General features: G+C 37.6%; 14 protein-coding genes. 9 read left to right on the forward strand and 5 right to left on the reverse strand.

All coding sequences use genetic code 11. The annotated features are described in order from the left end of the window. Positions 1–3 precede the first annotated feature (3 nt). The 9 genes from LZT22_RS11920 to LZT22_RS11960 all read left to right on the forward strand — a co-directional run bounded on the left by LZT22_RS11920 (position 4) and on the right by LZT22_RS11960 (position 8993). Entirely contained in the window at positions 4–1557 is a 1554-nt protein-coding gene (locus LZT22_RS11920; RefSeq protein WP_233925513.1) for a PfkB family carbohydrate kinase, read from the forward strand. A gap of 36 nt (positions 1558–1593) precedes the next feature. Next, positions 1594–2514: a Gfo/Idh/MocA family protein gene (locus LZT22_RS11925; protein ID WP_233925514.1), complete on the forward strand. Its 921-nt coding sequence runs from the start codon at positions 1594–1596 to the stop codon at positions 2512–2514. 11 nt (positions 2515–2525) lie between these two features. Continuing rightward, complete coding sequence (locus tag LZT22_RS11930) at positions 2526–3404, forward strand: NAD(P)-dependent oxidoreductase (protein WP_233925515.1); 879 nt, start codon at positions 2526–2528, stop codon at positions 3402–3404. Positions 3405–3477: 73 nt separating this feature from the next. Beyond that, positions 3478–4749 carry a nucleotide sugar dehydrogenase gene (locus LZT22_RS11935; RefSeq protein WP_233925516.1) on the forward strand — a complete coding sequence of 424 codons (1272 nt, stop codon included), beginning with the start codon at positions 3478–3480 and terminating at the stop codon, positions 4747–4749. After that, positions 4746–5615, forward strand: coding sequence for an NAD(P)-dependent oxidoreductase (locus LZT22_RS11940; RefSeq protein WP_233925517.1), 870 nt, complete (start codon positions 4746–4748; stop codon positions 5613–5615). Before LZT22_RS11935 ends, LZT22_RS11940 begins: the two co-directional genes overlap by 4 nt. A 23-nt stretch (positions 5616–5638) precedes the next feature. Next, complete coding sequence (locus tag LZT22_RS11945) at positions 5639–6307, forward strand: class I SAM-dependent methyltransferase (protein WP_233925518.1); 669 nt, start codon at positions 5639–5641, stop codon at positions 6305–6307. Positions 6308–6339: 32 nt separating this feature from the next. Next, a complete protein-coding gene (locus LZT22_RS11950) occupies positions 6340–6780 on the forward strand; it encodes a GtrA family protein (protein ID WP_233925519.1) in 441 nt (146 codons plus the stop codon). Between the two features lie 94 nt (positions 6781–6874). After that, positions 6875–8170, forward strand: coding sequence for a hypothetical protein (locus LZT22_RS11955; protein WP_233925520.1), 1296 nt, complete (start codon positions 6875–6877; stop codon positions 8168–8170). Further along, positions 8157–8993 carry a hypothetical protein gene (locus LZT22_RS11960; RefSeq protein ID WP_233925521.1) on the forward strand — a complete coding sequence of 279 codons (837 nt, stop codon included), beginning with the start codon at positions 8157–8159 and terminating at the stop codon, positions 8991–8993. Before LZT22_RS11955 ends, LZT22_RS11960 begins: the two co-directional genes overlap by 14 nt. A gap of 24 nt (positions 8994–9017) precedes the next feature. Here the strand turns inward: LZT22_RS11960 and LZT22_RS11965 are convergent, their stop codons facing one another. The 5 genes from LZT22_RS11965 to LZT22_RS11985 form a co-directional block, all read right to left on the reverse strand. Beyond that, positions 9018–10925, reverse strand: coding sequence for a hypothetical protein (locus tag LZT22_RS11965; protein WP_233925522.1), 1908 nt, complete (start codon positions 10923–10925; stop codon positions 9018–9020). Between the two features lie 75 nt (positions 10926–11000). Next, positions 11001–13265: a hypothetical protein gene (locus tag LZT22_RS11970; RefSeq protein WP_233925523.1), complete on the reverse strand. Its 2265-nt coding sequence runs from the start codon at positions 13263–13265 to the stop codon at positions 11001–11003. Between the two features lie 29 nt (positions 13266–13294). Continuing rightward, positions 13295–14299, reverse strand: coding sequence for a fatty acid desaturase (locus LZT22_RS11975; RefSeq protein ID WP_233925524.1), 1005 nt, complete (start codon positions 14297–14299; stop codon positions 13295–13297). A gap of 10 nt (positions 14300–14309) precedes the next feature. Next, positions 14310–14789: a hypothetical protein gene (locus LZT22_RS11980; RefSeq protein WP_233925525.1), complete on the reverse strand. Its 480-nt coding sequence runs from the start codon at positions 14787–14789 to the stop codon at positions 14310–14312. A 2-nt stretch (positions 14790–14791) separates the two neighbouring features. Continuing rightward, the gene (locus LZT22_RS11985; protein WP_233925526.1) at positions 14792–15298 is read right to left on the reverse strand and encodes a hypothetical protein; all 507 of its coding nucleotides are present in this window, start codon (positions 15296–15298) and stop codon (positions 14792–14794) included. Between the last annotated feature and the right edge of the window lie 204 nt (positions 15299–15502).

The following is a 15502-nucleotide window of genomic DNA, read 5'->3' on the forward strand; positions in this document are numbered from 1 at the left end:
GCCATGGATCACGAAAGTCAAAAGATGTATTCGCACAAAATTAAAACAGCAGCAGAAATTGCGGCTTTGATTGGAAAGCGTCCACGAGATAAAAAAGTGATCATGTGTCATGGTACTTTTGATGTTGTACATCCAGGTCACGTTCGCCACTTGCTCTATGCAAAAACAAAAGCTCCCATTTTAATTGCCAGTTTGACGTCCGATGAGCATATTAAAAAAGGTAATTTAAGACCCTATGTGCCCGGCAATCTTCGTGCTGTGAACTTGGCGGCATTGGAGATGGTTGATTATGTGTTAATCGACCCAGATCCGACCCCCTTAGCCAACTTAAAATTAATTCAGCCTGATTATTTTGCTAAGGGCTACGAATACACTGCGGGCGCAGTAAATCCGAAGACGCAAGAAGAAATTGATGTACTAGATAGCTATGGTGGTGAAGTCATCTTTACTCCTGGCGATATTGTGTACTCTTCATCCGCTTTAATTGAGTTGGCGCCTCCATCTATCGGAGTAGATAAGTTACTCTCTTTGATGAATAGTGAGAACTTAAGCTTTAATGATTTACGCGCAGCCCTAGGTAAGCTTAAGGGTTTGAAAGTGCATGTTGTAGGGGACACGATTGTCGATAGTTTTACCTACTGTCATTTAATTGGTGGCATGACAAAAACACCAACGATGAGCGTTTTGTTTGAAAAGAAAGTTGATTATGTTGGCGGCGCTGGAGTGGTTGCTAAGCATATTCGTGCTGCGGGCGCGGAAGTTACTTTTACTACTGTATTGGGAAAAGATGCCTTACAAGAGCTGGTATTAAAAGATTTGCAGGTTCAAGGTATTGAATGTTTGCCGATTATTGATGAGACCAGACCGACAACGAACAAAAATGCTATTGTTGCCGATACATACCGTCTGCTAAAAGTAGATACATTAGATAATCGATCAATCTCGGACAGGATTGTAGAGCGCATTCAAAAACAAATTCAATCCAATCCTTCAGATGCGGTAGTGTTTTCAGACTTTAGACATGGGATTTTTAATCGTCATACGACCCCAATTTTATGCGCGAGTATTCCCGAGGGTCGCTTTAAGGTTGCTGATAGCCAGGTAGCCAGTCGTTGGGGCAATATTTTAGAATTTCAGGGTTTTGATTTAATTACCCCAAATGAAAAGGAAGCGCGTTTCTCATTGGGTGACCAAGATTCAGTAGTGCGACCTTTGGCATTAGAGCTTTATCGCAAATCCAAATGCAAATTGTTGATTCTCAAATGTGGCGATCGCGGTATTGTGACTTATCGTAAAGATTCTGATAATGACTATCGTGCATTTTTTGCCATCGACTCCTTTGCTGGAAGAGTTCTTGATGCAGTTGGAGCAGGAGATGCTTTGCTTTCTTATGCAACCCTATCCATGATTGCTACTAAGAACGAAGTTATTGCTGCCATCTTAGGTAACATGGCAGCAGGAATTGAATGTGAGCAAGAGGGTAATATTCCAGTTACCCCTGAAATGGTGCTCAATAAGATTGAGGCAGTTGAAAAGATAGCGCGCTATGGCGCTTAATAACTTAGCAAATCCCAGCGTAGATTGGAAATGACAATGCGGGTGATCGTTGTAGGTTTGGGGGTTCAAGGAAATAAACGCCAGGCAGTAGCCGGTAAAGATGTGGTAGCGACCGTAGACCCTGTTCATCCACAAGCGCAGTTTAAGTCAATAGAAGAGGTACCTCTTGAATCTTATGACGCTGCATTGCTCTGCATACCTGATGAGCCCAAAATGGCTATTTTGGAATACTTATTAAGTAATAAAAAACATTTATTAGTTGAAAAACCCTTATTTGCTAATCGACAGGAGGATTTAGTTCGCCTGCAAAAGCTTGCGCAGCAAAATAGGGTAACGTGCTATACCGCTTACAACCATCGTTTTGAACCTCACTTTATTCGCATGAAAGAGTTGATTGATTCTGGTCGATTGGGAAAGATTTATAGTATTCGGATGTACTACGGTAATGGCACTGCCCGATTAGTGCGAGATTCCGCTTGGCGTGATCAAGGCGCTGGCGTACTTCCAGATTTAGGCTCGCATCTCCTAGATACCCTCAATTTCTGGCTGAGTAAACCCATTGAGGGCTTTAAGATATTTTCCGCCAATCGTTTTGAGAACCGCGCATTTGATCAGGTATCGTTCGGAGCCAATGCTGATCCTATAGTGCAGTTGGAGGTAAGTTTATTATCTTGGCGCAATCATTTTTATGCAGACATTTACGCAGAAAAAGGCACTGCTCATATTCAGTCTTTGTGTAAATGGGGTCCAAGCACCTTTACCTTTCGCGATCGCAAATTGCCTAGTGGACGCCCTGATGAGGAGTCAGTCACTCTGGTACAGCTAGACTCCACGTGGGAATTGGAGTATGAGCATTTTAAGAAGATCTGCCTCGAAGGCTCTGGAAATATCGAAAATGATATTTGGATTAATCGCACGCTGGGCAACTTAAGCTCAAGTCTAAATACCTCTCTTTAAGAAATAGCTCTATGCTTCGCTTATTGCAAACTAAAGCTTCCATACCTTCTCGCGTAGTGATTTTGGGTGGAGGATTTATTGGTGGCGCGATTGCACAATACCTTCAATCCCATGGGATTCAAGCCAAAGTTTTTAATAGCACTGTATTAAATTTATTGGAGCCTCATGCTGGGAAATTATTAGCGAGCCACTTAAAGGAAGATGATGTCCTAGTTGTTGTATCTGCAAAAGCCCCTTGTAAAAATATTGACATGCTGCAAGAGAATATTCAAATGGCAAAGGCAGTCAGTGGCGCCTTGCAGAGTCAAAAGGTGGCTCACCTTATTTATATTAGTTCTGACGCGGTATACAAAGACTCTGCTTCCCATCTATCCGAAGAATCTTGCGCTGCTCCAGAGAGTTTTCATGGGGTGATGCATCTAGCTCGTGAGGTAATCCTTAGGCAGTCATTTGCTGGCCCTTTCACCATTGTTCGGCCTACATTGGTATACGGAAAAAATGATCCCCATAATGGATACGGTCCTAATCGATTCGGAAGACTTGCAAAAGACGGTAAGGAGATTGTCCTGTTTGGGCAAGGTGAGGAGAGGCGTGATCATGTCTATGTAGAGGACATAGCCAAATTGGTTTATTTATTAATAGTGCATCGCGCTACGGGCATTGTGAATGCCGTATCTGGTCAAACGATCTCATTCATGGATCTTGCGAAATTTGCTGTCAATTATTTCTCGGGCCAGTCAACGATCACGCCATCGGTGCGTACTGTGCCGATGCCTCATGATGGCTATCGACCCTTTGCTCCTTCGGCTGCTTTACAAGTATTTCCTGGCTTTGAATTTAAAGATTGGCAATCGGGTCTTCGGGAAGTCTATGGGCAGTATGAGAAATAAATCTCTTTAAATGTAGTAATCAATAGGCAGACGCAAAAGCCATTGATTATTAAATGAAGGTATAGGGTTAGAAATGAAAAAACCAGTAATTGGCTTTGTTGGGATGACGCACCTAGGCTTAATCTCTTGTGTTGCAGCCGCAGAAAAAGGATTTGAGCTGATCGGATTTGACCCTGATGAGCTATTAATTGCTAGAATCAATGCAGGAGATTTGCCGGTTTCTGAGCCACAGTTAGTAGAGTTGATCAAAAAAAATACCAATCAACTCACCTTTACTTCTGACCTGCAACATTTGCAACGTTGCGATGTAGTTTATGTTGCTCCTGATGTGTCTACCGATGATTTGGGACAAAGTGATTTAAGTCAGATTAATGAGTTACTAGAGCTCGCCTTTAATGCGGCTCGAATAGATGCGGTCATTGTTGTGCTATCACAAGTGCCTCCTGGGTTCACGCGTAGTAAGTTGCGTGATGACCGTATCTTGTATTACCAAGTTGAAACCTTGATTTTCGGGCAGGCAGTACATCGCGCACTTTATCCAGAACGTTATATTATCGGCTGCGCTGAGCCTTCTCAGCCAATTCCAGAATCATTTTGCCTCATTCTAGAAGCGCATGGTTGCCCGATATTGCCGATGCGCTTTGAAAGTGCAGAGCTGGCCAAGATTTCAATCAACATGTGTTTAGTAGCCTCTGTTAGTACCGCCAATACCTTGGCGGAGCTATGTGAAAAAATTGGCGCTGATTGGTCTGAGATTGTGCCGGCGCTAAGGCTGGATCGTCGTATAGGTCAATACTCTTACTTGGTGCCCGGCTTGGGTATTTCAGGAGGAAACCTGGAGCGAGACTTAGCAACAGTTTGTCGTTTTGGTGATCAATATGGTACTGATGTTGGGGTCGTGCGTGCTTGGATCAAAAATAGTCAATACCGTAAAGACTGGGTGATGAGAACTTTATACCAAGCTGTTTTAAGTCAAATGCAAAATCCAGTGATTGCAGTATTAGGTTTGGCTTATAAGCAAGATACACATTCGATTAAAAATTCTCCTTCCATAGCGTTGTTAGAAAATTTAATGCCTTTTGCTGTCAGATTATTTGACCCTGTTGTAAAAGCTTCTGCAGCTCCAAATCCACATGCCTTTGCTGCTAAGTCGGAATTAGATGCGATAGATGGTGCTGATGTGGTAGTTGTCATGACGCCATGGAGCCAATTTAAGAATTTGGATTTAGCGCAAATGGCTGGCAAAATGCGCCAGCGGATATTGATTGATCCTTACGCTATCTTCGATGGTAAAAAAGCTGCTCAAGTCGGTTTCGCATACCACACCTTAGGAGTTTCGCAGTGAGCCAACTATCCTCAAACATACAAGCCCAACCTGTCAGTAGAGTGATCTTGATTGGTGGCAGCGGTTTTATTGGTAAAGCCATTACAAATGCATTAAAGCAAGAGAAAATAGATTTTTTGAGCATGAGCTCTAAAGAAATCAATCTCATCGAGCCCCAGTCCATTGAAAAGCTTAGTCAATTCTTAAAGCCAACCGATAGTGTTGTGATGCTTTCAGCATTAACGCCTGACCGCGGAAAAGATGCGGCAACACTAATCAAAAATATTGCGATGATGGACAATCTGCTTGTAGCATTAAGAAAGATTGGTTGCACGCACCTAATCTACTTTAGCTCAGATGCCGTCTATAACGCGCAAGCGGCAACGGTTAATGAGCAAACCCCTGCAGCACCAAGTGATTTATATGGTCTCATGCATCGGACAAGAGAGCTTATGGGATCAGAATTGGGCGTACCGTATTTAATTCTTCGACCAACCTTGGTTTATGGTGAGTCTGATAGTCATAATGCCTATGGCCCCAATCGCTTTATGCGTTTAGCTCAAACTGAGAAAAAAATCCGCGTATTTGGCCGTGGCGAAGAGTTGCGAGATCACATTTACGTGGGTGATATCGCCAACTTAACGGTGGAGAGCCTTAAAAGACGTTTGCAGGGTGTATTTAATTTGGCTACAGGAGTATCAATATCCTTTTTAGATATTGCCAAAATGGCCTCTGATCAATTTGGTGATGTGGAAATTGAAGAATTAAAGCGCGCAAGCCCTATTTGGCATCGGCATTTTGACGTTACAAATTTAATAAAAGCATTTCCAGGATTTCAGTTTACGAAATTAAAAGATCAATTGAAGTCCATGGATTATTCTCAATAAGACTTATTTTAGAAAGCAAAAAAATGCCAGAAATTAATTTGCTTGCCCGCTATCCAAAAGCTAGGCGAAACATCCAAGCGCGTTTGGTTAATAAGGAAGAAAACCGCGCATTAGCTATGCAGTTTGGTAAAGAATATTTTGATGGTACAAGAGAGCAGGGTTATGGGGGTTTTAAATACGATGGTCGCTGGGTACCCATTGCAGAGGATATAGTCAAACACTACCAATTAAAGGCTGGAGACAAAGTTCTTGATATTGGTTGTGCAAAAGGTTTTTTGGTTAAAGATTTAATGAAGATTTGTCCTGGCTTAGAAGTTTTTGGGATTGATATCTCGAGTTACGCAGTAATGCATTGTGAGCCTGAAGTGATAGGGCGCTTACATGTGGGTGATGCGCGTCATTTACCATTTCCGGATAATAGTTTCAAGGTTGCGCTTTCGATCAATACAATTCACAATTTTGATCGCTCGGAGTGTATCGGCGCGATTCAAGAAATGCAGCGTGTTACTACCCATGGAGGCTACATTCAGGTCGATTCCTATAAAAGTGAAGAGGATCGACAGTTATTTCTAGATTGGGTGTTAACCGCAAAAACTCATGGGACTCCTCAATTTTGGGAGGAGCTCTTTAAGGAAGCTAACTATCAAGGCGATTATTACTGGACAGTATTAGATACTGAGGTGAAAGAGTAACCATTCTCTTAGAAAGGCAAGGGATAGATAGTATGAAATTGAAGCTCCTTGAATTTACAACTAATTTTTTAGCTCAAAATGGAGGGAAGCTACTGCGCTGGTTATTTGCAGGCCTAGCATTTTTGTTTCTCAGTACTGGTTTTTTATATCTATTTGTAGATATATTAAAAATCAATATGTTGTTAGCTACATTCTTATCGGCCGAATCAAGTACTCTTTTACGTTTTGTTGTTAACTCTTATTGGGTATTTAAAGTAAGAAAACTCTCTTTTCGGGAATGCTGGCAGTATCACCTAGCAAATGCAGGCGCTTTTTTTGTATGGTGGTCAGTGACTAATGTATTGATATATTTTGATGTTCATTATCTACTTGCTGGAATTTTAGCTGTTGGCTCATCAACGCTTCTTAGTTTATATACTAATTTTTTCTGGATATGGCGAAAGCGTTTAACAGAAAGATCATCATCTACGTAGACTTTTATTGCTTGAAATTAGAGATGGGCTTTAGTAAAATAGGATTTAAATTCATGCTTTCCTATCAATGAAGATTAATCGACTTAATTCCAGCTTGCCTAAGGCGCTAATTGTGCTGATATTATCTACAGCATTATTTATTGCGTTAAATATTTGGTGGAACATCGGCGAAGGTTTTTATTTGATTAAAGGTAGCGGAGAAAGCTTCCCACTCTATCTTAGTGCCTACAATATTAAAGATTGGCAATCATTTTTTCTGCAAGATGTTTCAACCTCATCAAATCCACTTTGGTATATTCACCATCCAAATTTGCCAGCCAAATTGATTTCATATGGTTTGCAGGGTTTAGGAGTAAATCTTGAATGGCAAGTGGGTTTAATGCTGACACTTAGCATTTTGGGATTGGGAATATTGGCAGCGGCGCTATATCCAATTTCTCATTGGTCGGCTGTGATGGCAGTTTTTGTGGCGGCAACCTCTTGGGGTAGTTTTCATTTCAATGCGGGTGATATATTGCGTGCACCCACTTATTATCTTTTATGGCTTGCAATCTATGGGGTTGTAAAGAATGTTGATCTTAAAAATAATCAGTGTAATGCCCTACTTGTGATAGTAGCTGTTCTTTCAGTGCTTTCTGATTGGGGATTTGCAGTTTTTATTATTGGATTTATATATTGCTATTGCACCCTACAGTATCCAAACCAATCATTTAGATGGTTTATAAAATATATTGTATTTCCTTTAGCTGTTGCCTTTTTGTTCTATCTGACTGCAGTTATAAATATAGTTGGAGTGAAGATATTTCTGATTGATTTTTTGTACAGTTACTTGCATCGGGTTGCGGGGGTAAATTTCGGCTTCAAGGAAGCATTGCAAACCATGGATCAAGCAAGTTTGGTCAATATCATTACTTGGGAAAATCTAGCACCTAAAAATATTACTGCATTTGATTTTTTAAAAACCATGGATAACAGTTTTAATGACTTAATTTGGGTATTTAAAATCACAATTCAAATTACTTTAATCGGAGTCATTGTTCAGAAGATTCTGCAATTACGTATGGCATGGTGGTGGTGGGTAATGTCAATTTATGCTGTTCATTTAAATGTTAACTATGGAGTAAGTTTTATCATTTATTTCGTAATTTTAATACCGATTCTAGTGCGGTTAAATTATCTTAGTGTCCAATATCGAGATAATCCTATGAAAGATTTGGCATTGGCCGTTGTATTAGCGTTGGGTTTAGCGGCATCTATTTTTCCTGGATACTCAATTAATTTTTTATTTGATGGTGGGCGCTCCCCGATGCCAATATTGGCTATCATGGGGTCTGCATTATTGGTATACATAGTAAATATCCGGGCAGGGATTACCAGTGCAGCTCATTAAGCTAGTTCAGCTAAATAAAAGGATTCTATTGCTAGGTTTGAGCCTAATTTTTTTTAGTATGGCAATCTTAATCTTTACGTATGTATATTTTCGTTGGAATTTATTGCTAAATTCAGAAAATATTCCAGCCTTATTTTCTAGCGATATCGATAACTTGTTAAATAGGGTTTTTGAAGTTTTGACGCCTAGTCGTATGGAAAAAATCTTAGGCATATTCAAGGTCATTTCTAAATTTATATTACCCTTACTTTTGATATTGACATTGATGTTGATCTACCAAAGTTTTAATAAATATTTGAACAGTTGTATTGATCTCTCATTACGTCAAATGGATAGAGTGGTAAGAGTAATCTACTGTGATACATCTCTGTTAACTTTTATAGTAATGATCTTGTGCCTATATCAGCTTTCTCACCTAATTTTTAGTTACAGTAAATCACCTCCTGTAACGATTCCTTATTCAGGAATATTGAAATCAGAATTGCTAAATTACAAACGATTTGAGTCTAATCTATACGATGGGATTATTTGGTACTTCACCAAAGCGCCTGCTTCAATAGCTAGCAGTCACCCAATAATTGAATATGGAGATAGCGCCAAAAAATTTAGTCAGGTCAATTTAATCCCAGAATACTATTTATGTGACAACTCAAGAATTGCATTTATTAATTCTGGAGGTTACCGGAATAAAGAGCCTTATATTGGCTTTATCAAAGATTTTGATGGTAAAAATTGCATGGATATAGCAAATTTTTTAGAGAAATCCGGTTATAACGTAGTTATAAAAACACCACGATATTCAATTAATCAATTTCCGCAGTAATAATTCAATGTTGGTGGTATGAATCTATTGGCGATTATCAATCAAAAACCTGGTAACCAACCTGCCCTCAGAATCAAAACCAAAATATTGGTTTTGTGAATTTATAAATAACGCGGTAAGGCACTCTTCCGTCAGATTTGAGTAAAAGAAACAAACGGACCCATTTCTCAGAAGATAGGAGCCATTGAGATTCCAAATCCGTACTATACCTTGAAACCATACTTTTTCATTAAAGGAATTATGACTATTGTAAGTGCGGATGTAATTCCAGTCACCACTAATCCCTATAACTTTTTTATCGGTAATTAGACTGGGAAAGGTTTCCAACGATATCGGTTTAAGAGATTTTGAGGATATTGGTATAGGTTGCAAAAAGTTAAAGTTATCACGTAGCAATTCATCTTGAACGCCTTTGATAGGCAAGGAGTTGATGATTGAACTTTTATTAAGAGAGCGTGGAGCAAGATCAATGATTTCACCAGATAGATGCCTTCTATAGATTTCCATCTCAAATGCAAACTTATACTGGGAAGTAGGATATTCAACTCGACTACTTATATCTATAAATTTCTCCTCTTTAATAGAGGACAAGATATCTTTAATTTCTTTAAATGTTGGTGGCTTTGTTGTTATAAATGGGTTACGTCTAATTGAGTCTGAAAAATTTGTAATCGTAATTAGAGTAACGACGATTAATCCAAGCGCACGAATGTATGGTTTAATCCTAGATATGCCTCCAAGAAGTAAGCCCAAGACTAAGCTTATCCAAATAGAGCCTTGATTGGCATAATAATTTGTCTCGATTAGATATGGAGTTAATGCTTTTAAGACATATGACTCAATAAAGCAAAATACAATAAATCCAAACAATAACCTTATAACATTCTGTCTATCATTTGCATTTACGTTCAGATAAAAATAAAGCGCTGAAAAGACAGCTATGCTGAAGATAATTTGATATTGAATATCGAAGCTTAAAAGCCCAAAATATTTCAAGCTAGTCCATCCGCCTGTGCTTTCTTTTGCCGGTAAAAGAAAACTGGAAATAATATTTTCAAAAAGTGAAAGAAACGAGTTGAAATGCCAGCTCCAGAGTGGTGTGGGCGAAAATTCAAATATGGCTGGAAAAATCCCATTTATTGCAATATCAATTGGATTAAGGATTACTTGGTCTAATTGATTATTGATAAGTGGTAATACATAAAATGAATAAATGAAATAAATTAAATAAGGAAAAATACAAATAAGAAATAACTTAAAAATATAGTTAATGTTTTTTATTGTGATTTCCTTAAAATAAATTGCCAATAAAAATAAGGGGATAAAGATCCCCGTCTCATCGGATAGCATGCACAGAAAGCTTGAAATCCATAAGCCAAATATTGCTAGCAGTCTTCTAAGAAGTGCTCTCGAATCATGCTGTAATTCCAGCAATGATCCAAAAAAACCAATGCTTGTTATCGTGAAAAGTAAAGCTAAGGGTTTAGCAGGTATGTAAAAATCACAAAGCATGTTAAGAGCAGCAGGAGAGCTAGCGAAAATGACTGAGGACGCAAGTGCCACATTTGTACTCTTAAAAGCCTTTAATGTTGCTTTGTAAATTGCAAATATTGAGGCTGGGTATATAAGCCAATTCACACCGATGCTAGGTAGGAAAATATCCCTTGAATAGAGTAATTCTCTAAGGTGAATATTTGCTAGGGTAAGTAGTGTGGAAAATGTTCTGGGACGTGGATCACCTAATAATCCGCCATCGAAAATTGTATAGAAATTACCATTAATTAATGCAGGCAAATACTTGAAATAGTATTCATTAAATGAAGTTGCATAAGCTGGATTTAAAGATGTATATATAGCAAAAAATCCAATTGCTGTTGCAAGAATAGCGCATGTAATCTTAAAGATAGCGTCATTGCAATTCTGAAATTTCAAATAGAAAATTTGATAGTTCATACTGTAAAAGAAATGAGGTTGTTAATTAATATTGAATCGTAGATTAATTTAAATTCATGCATTAATGGGCTTCTTAAAAATTATCAAGAAACCAATATAAACAATTGAAAGCATGCCCAAAAAAACAATCATTATCCTACTGAACCATAGGAAGAGTTCAAAAGGGTTATCGTAAGAGATGGAGATATTACCTTCACCTTTAGGGACTTGTATGGCGGTGCCACCTAAATTTGCTCGAAAATTTTTCAGATCTTTATTTTGTAATCTCGCAATCCAATGTATATCATAATTTAGGGGAATGAAAATATAGCCATCATCATTCGCATAGTAGTAAATATCAATTTTTTCTGATCCCCAGTTGCTAATAGAGACCTTAGATTTAAATTGATTTCTTGGGACATTAGCTTCTTGCAAGTCTTTTGCTTGAATAATAGTGGGCTGAGATAATGGTTCTTCGGCAATACTTTTTAGTAATAGGTCTGGAATATTTTCCTTATCTTGTGTTGCTATTGCCTTATTAGAAATCCAGGCTGTAGGTGCCGTTAAGCCAGTAAGCTTTTCCACCATTGATTGTCCGATAGTTGATTTATAAAAAATAGGCTCAGATTTATTCCGTAAAAAAGTGCCGTTGAGATCTAGATTAAGGGAAACTTTCGGTCCAGATGATGTGTAGCATGATGAAAAATTATGACACGGTAGTTTACTAAATTCATCAGTAGTAACATTTGCTGAATAATTTGTATATCGCTTAAGAAGAGCCTGACTTGATTCACTTGTTGCATCGTATATAAAGCTAAGTACAAGACCTTGCATTAAAATATAGAAAAATAGCACATATTTAAAATATTTCTTCTCAAGAGGTTTGCAACAGAGTCGATAAAAAATAATCATGGAGACAATTAATATCGAAATATCAATCAATAACCCAGATAAAACCCCTTTTATTTCATTTGGTTGCCAATTAGAATTTGCATATAGTAGGTATATGCAAATTGCACACGTTAGTGTGCCCGTGCTGAAGAGGGTGAGGGCTTGACGTCCAATTTTTTTTCTTGTCTCAGTTATGCAATTTAGAAAAGTATTGAATCCACATGCGCTAGATAATAGCAATCCGAAAATTAGAAATGGAGTTAATAAGAAATAAGATCGAAATAAATTAAAAAATGGCAGATGAAATAGGAGTAGATATAGTTTTGTTTGCTGTACGGAAATAAGCAGGTAAATAGCTATAAAGAAAAGAAGTCCAATTTCATACTTACTAAATTTCCTCTTAGAAATAAAAAAGGATATAAAAAGAAGGGGGAAGGTTCCAATCATCATTAGCAAGGAATCTAGTCTGAAAATAAACAATCTTGCGCCAGGTTGAGCTCCAAGTTTTTGCGCTATTAGACCCATCCCATTGGCAAAGTTTTCAAATCCCGCAAGCATGGTAATTGGAAAAATACTCGATAAAAATGCGGTGAGCTGCAAAAAGCCTGTTTCTCCAAACTGAGATGGGTGAACAATTAAATCAGCCCTTAATGAAGGTTGATACTCTCCAATAGTAGATTTAATAATACTCATCTGAGCTGCAGTAATGACGATGGCAAGGATGCCTGGTAAAAAAAGAAATTTAGGGATGCCTAAAAAGCCATTTAGCAGCTGTCGATTTGGCAATACGAAACATAAAATAGAAATTGAGCAAAAAAGAACAATGAAGTGGGGATATTGGTCAAGTATTTGTACACAAATTAACAGTATGCATACATTAATCCAAAAAGCTTTAGTGTTGGTGCTCACACTTTGAACGGCCAATATGAAACTTGAGACTATCCAAGGAATCCAGAATAATATTGACATAATTTGGCTCGAGTGTAAGTTGTCTAGACTCATCCCAGCAAATAATGTAATGGTAAAAAGATAGAGACTGGTAAGTCTTTTTTTAAAAACAAGTTGACCTAAGGTAGACATCCCAAGACTAAATACAAGATAAGCAATAAAAATTTGCACCTTAAATGCATATATTGATGCAAGGAGAGATGGCTTTAGGCAGCTCATCAGCAACATAAATGGCAGCACAATAGCCTGGGTAAGGCTTTGGCTAATAAGATAAATGGTCGTTGTGCTTCCGTTATCTACATTATTAATCCAGGTGGTGATTTTACCGCAGCTCGATTCGTTAAAGATTCTGTAGGCAATCGGAAAATTGTGTTGCCACGAATCATGAAAAATGAATCTATCAAAAAAAAATATATGTATTCCCAGCCAGACTGAAAGTATTAAAAATACTGTAAGAGTACTTTTGATTGGGAATGGCTTTAGAGTAATATTAGCTAGCATTAGAGGGTGGATTAAGCAAATTCTTTGCGCTAGCTTTTGGAGAACAACTTAATCTGAATATATTTTAAGTAGCCAGGTGCCATAGGTATTTTAAAGCCAGCATTTTCTAAAAAGAATTTTAATTTGGCTAGGTTGTAGTAGGGGACTGCTGGGAATAGGTGATGCTCAAAATGATATGGAATCTCCAATGGAGCAACGATAAGTCTCTCAAATAAACTTGCATTCACACTTCTCGTTACCCATTTTCCATCACTCTCTTGCAGGTGGGCATAATGTTTGCTCTCGTAAGAGTGCTCTACGATACTTCTTAATCTAATTTGGGCGGGATAGATAGTTATTATTGGTAATGCATAAAGTAATAGATAAAATTGTGGCCCGATCAATATCCAGTAATAGGTAACCAATATTATTTGAGTAAGGATTACTAGCCAAGAATTTTTAATAGCTTCCTTAAGGTCAATCTTAGAAAGTTTTTCCCATGGTTTAGGGTTGTATGATTTTCTGTCTGATTGGGAGTATTGTAAAAAACGCTTAAGAGCTGTAATCCCACAAAAATCTTTTACCAATGCTATCAAAATCTCAGAATTTTTTTCATCGGGATACCCCCAAATTCTATCGCTATCTAAATCTGTATTTAGGTGTGCATGATGCTCTTGATGTGAAGCTTGATGTCCTGCACGTGAATAGCCTAAAAATGAAGCAGCTAAATTCCCAAAAAAAGAATTTAATTTCGGCTTGTCAAAAAGCCAGCCATGGTCACTTCCATGAATAATTTGTGCAAATCTATTAAATATGTGGATATTTAACAATATGCATAATGTAATTCCCAGAAAATTATCAAAATAACAATATATAAGCGGTGATAGTCCAACAAGAGCGATGGTTATACCAAAGTCAAGGGCCGCTCTTTTATTATCAATGAAGCAAAATCTCTCTATGTCTTTTCGAGAGATGCCTGTGCGACTTAAGATTTCACGGTAAGTTGAGGGGGCTTCTGTAATTTCTAAAAAGTCATCGGCTTGATTTTTTTTCATAATATAGATGTCAGTGTTTAAATGCATTGCGTAAATAGTCTAACCATTTTAAAAGGTTCTCACCCTTTGGGGTGACCTCATAGCCCTCACCTTCATGCCCAACTGAGATTAGGACAATTAAACCGCTAGAAATCAATCTGTTAAAGCGCTTAAGCACCATTTGTCTCTCATCATATAGGAGTTCAATATCTTCAAAGCTCATGGGTTTTGAATACATGGTACTCAATAAATTTGCAGATATGCTTGCTAGTGCAAAGGTAAATAGGAATAAGTAAAGCTCACACAGAAAGGCGAATAAAAAAATAGGAGCCCATGCAGTTATAGAAAAAAATCCATAATTTGCAGTACAGACAGATATTAAAATTATTCCCATTGGTACACCGAGTACGATAAATGACTTTACACGATTTGCAGATGGGACCACTCTAAGATAAAGAGCATGAATTACTATCAGCAAAAATAAGAAAAAAAAGGTATTAAATAATGCCATTTTTATCCACGATCTTTTAGATTTGAGATTTTTAGTAGGGCAATTAAACTCAGCGCAATTGTTTTGCCTTTAGGAGTTAGCGACCATAGGCCTTGATCCTCGCTTAATAGGCCCATATTTTTAAGAGAGCTAAGTCGCTCCATCCGTTTTTTCGCTCCAAGTTGCTGCAACTCTTCTGCATCACTTGAGTTTGAATTTAAGATTTTTTCCTTAGCCTTAAGTAGTATTTCTCTTGAATAGCTAATTTGTGAAAGCGTCCAAAGCTCAAGAAATGTTAGAGAATATATCGCCGCAATACTACCTGCAAGAACACATGTATAAAAGTTTTCTTCAACAGGCAGTAGATAAAAATTAAATGTAGAGCAAAGTAATATCAAAGCGAATATTAAAAAATGATAACCAAATATTGATTGCTCAGTTTTGAGAATATATCTAAAAAAAATAAAATAAACTAATAAATGCATTATCAGCAATAGGATGATAAATAATATAAATGGAAAACCGATCATTCTCAGATTATAAATCTTCTTTTAAGATATGAGATAATATCAACATAGTAGTAAATAAATATCTGGTGGATTCAAACACGAAGTGCAACTTTGAACAACTAAGCCTAGTGGCTAAGGATATCTTAGTATCCATAGCTTCTAGACCAGCAAGTCAAAGTAGCCATGACCTATCAACACCTTAGCCAAGAAGAACGATATCAGATT

The sequence above is a fragment of the Polynucleobacter sp. IMCC 29146 genome (assembly GCF_021395195.1).
Classification (GTDB): domain Bacteria; phylum Pseudomonadota; class Gammaproteobacteria; order Burkholderiales; family Burkholderiaceae; genus Polynucleobacter.

Coding starts and splice junctions, on each gene's coding strand:
- LZT22_RS11970 (WP_233925523.1), bottom strand. CDS start 13,265: ATGCTAGCTAATATTACTCTAAAGCCATTCCCAATCAAAAGTACTCTT.
- LZT22_RS11925 (WP_233925514.1), top strand. CDS start 1,594: ATGCGGGTGATCGTTGTAGGTTTGGGGGTTCAAGGAAATAAACGCCAG.
- LZT22_RS11930 (WP_233925515.1), top strand. CDS start 2,526: ATGCTTCGCTTATTGCAAACTAAAGCTTCCATACCTTCTCGCGTAGTG.
- LZT22_RS11945 (WP_233925518.1), top strand. CDS start 5,639: ATGCCAGAAATTAATTTGCTTGCCCGCTATCCAAAAGCTAGGCGAAAC.
- LZT22_RS11920 (WP_233925513.1), top strand. CDS start 4: ATGGATCACGAAAGTCAAAAGATGTATTCGCACAAAATTAAAACAGCA.
- LZT22_RS11985 (WP_233925526.1), bottom strand. CDS start 15,298: ATGATCGGTTTTCCATTTATATTATTTATCATCCTATTGCTGATAATG.
- LZT22_RS11975 (WP_233925524.1), bottom strand. CDS start 14,299: ATGAAAAAAAATCAAGCCGATGACTTTTTAGAAATTACAGAAGCCCCC.
- LZT22_RS11980 (WP_233925525.1), bottom strand. CDS start 14,789: ATGGCATTATTTAATACCTTTTTTTTCTTATTTTTGCTGATAGTAATT.
- LZT22_RS11950 (WP_233925519.1), top strand. CDS start 6,340: ATGAAATTGAAGCTCCTTGAATTTACAACTAATTTTTTAGCTCAAAAT.
- LZT22_RS11935 (WP_233925516.1), top strand. CDS start 3,478: ATGAAAAAACCAGTAATTGGCTTTGTTGGGATGACGCACCTAGGCTTA.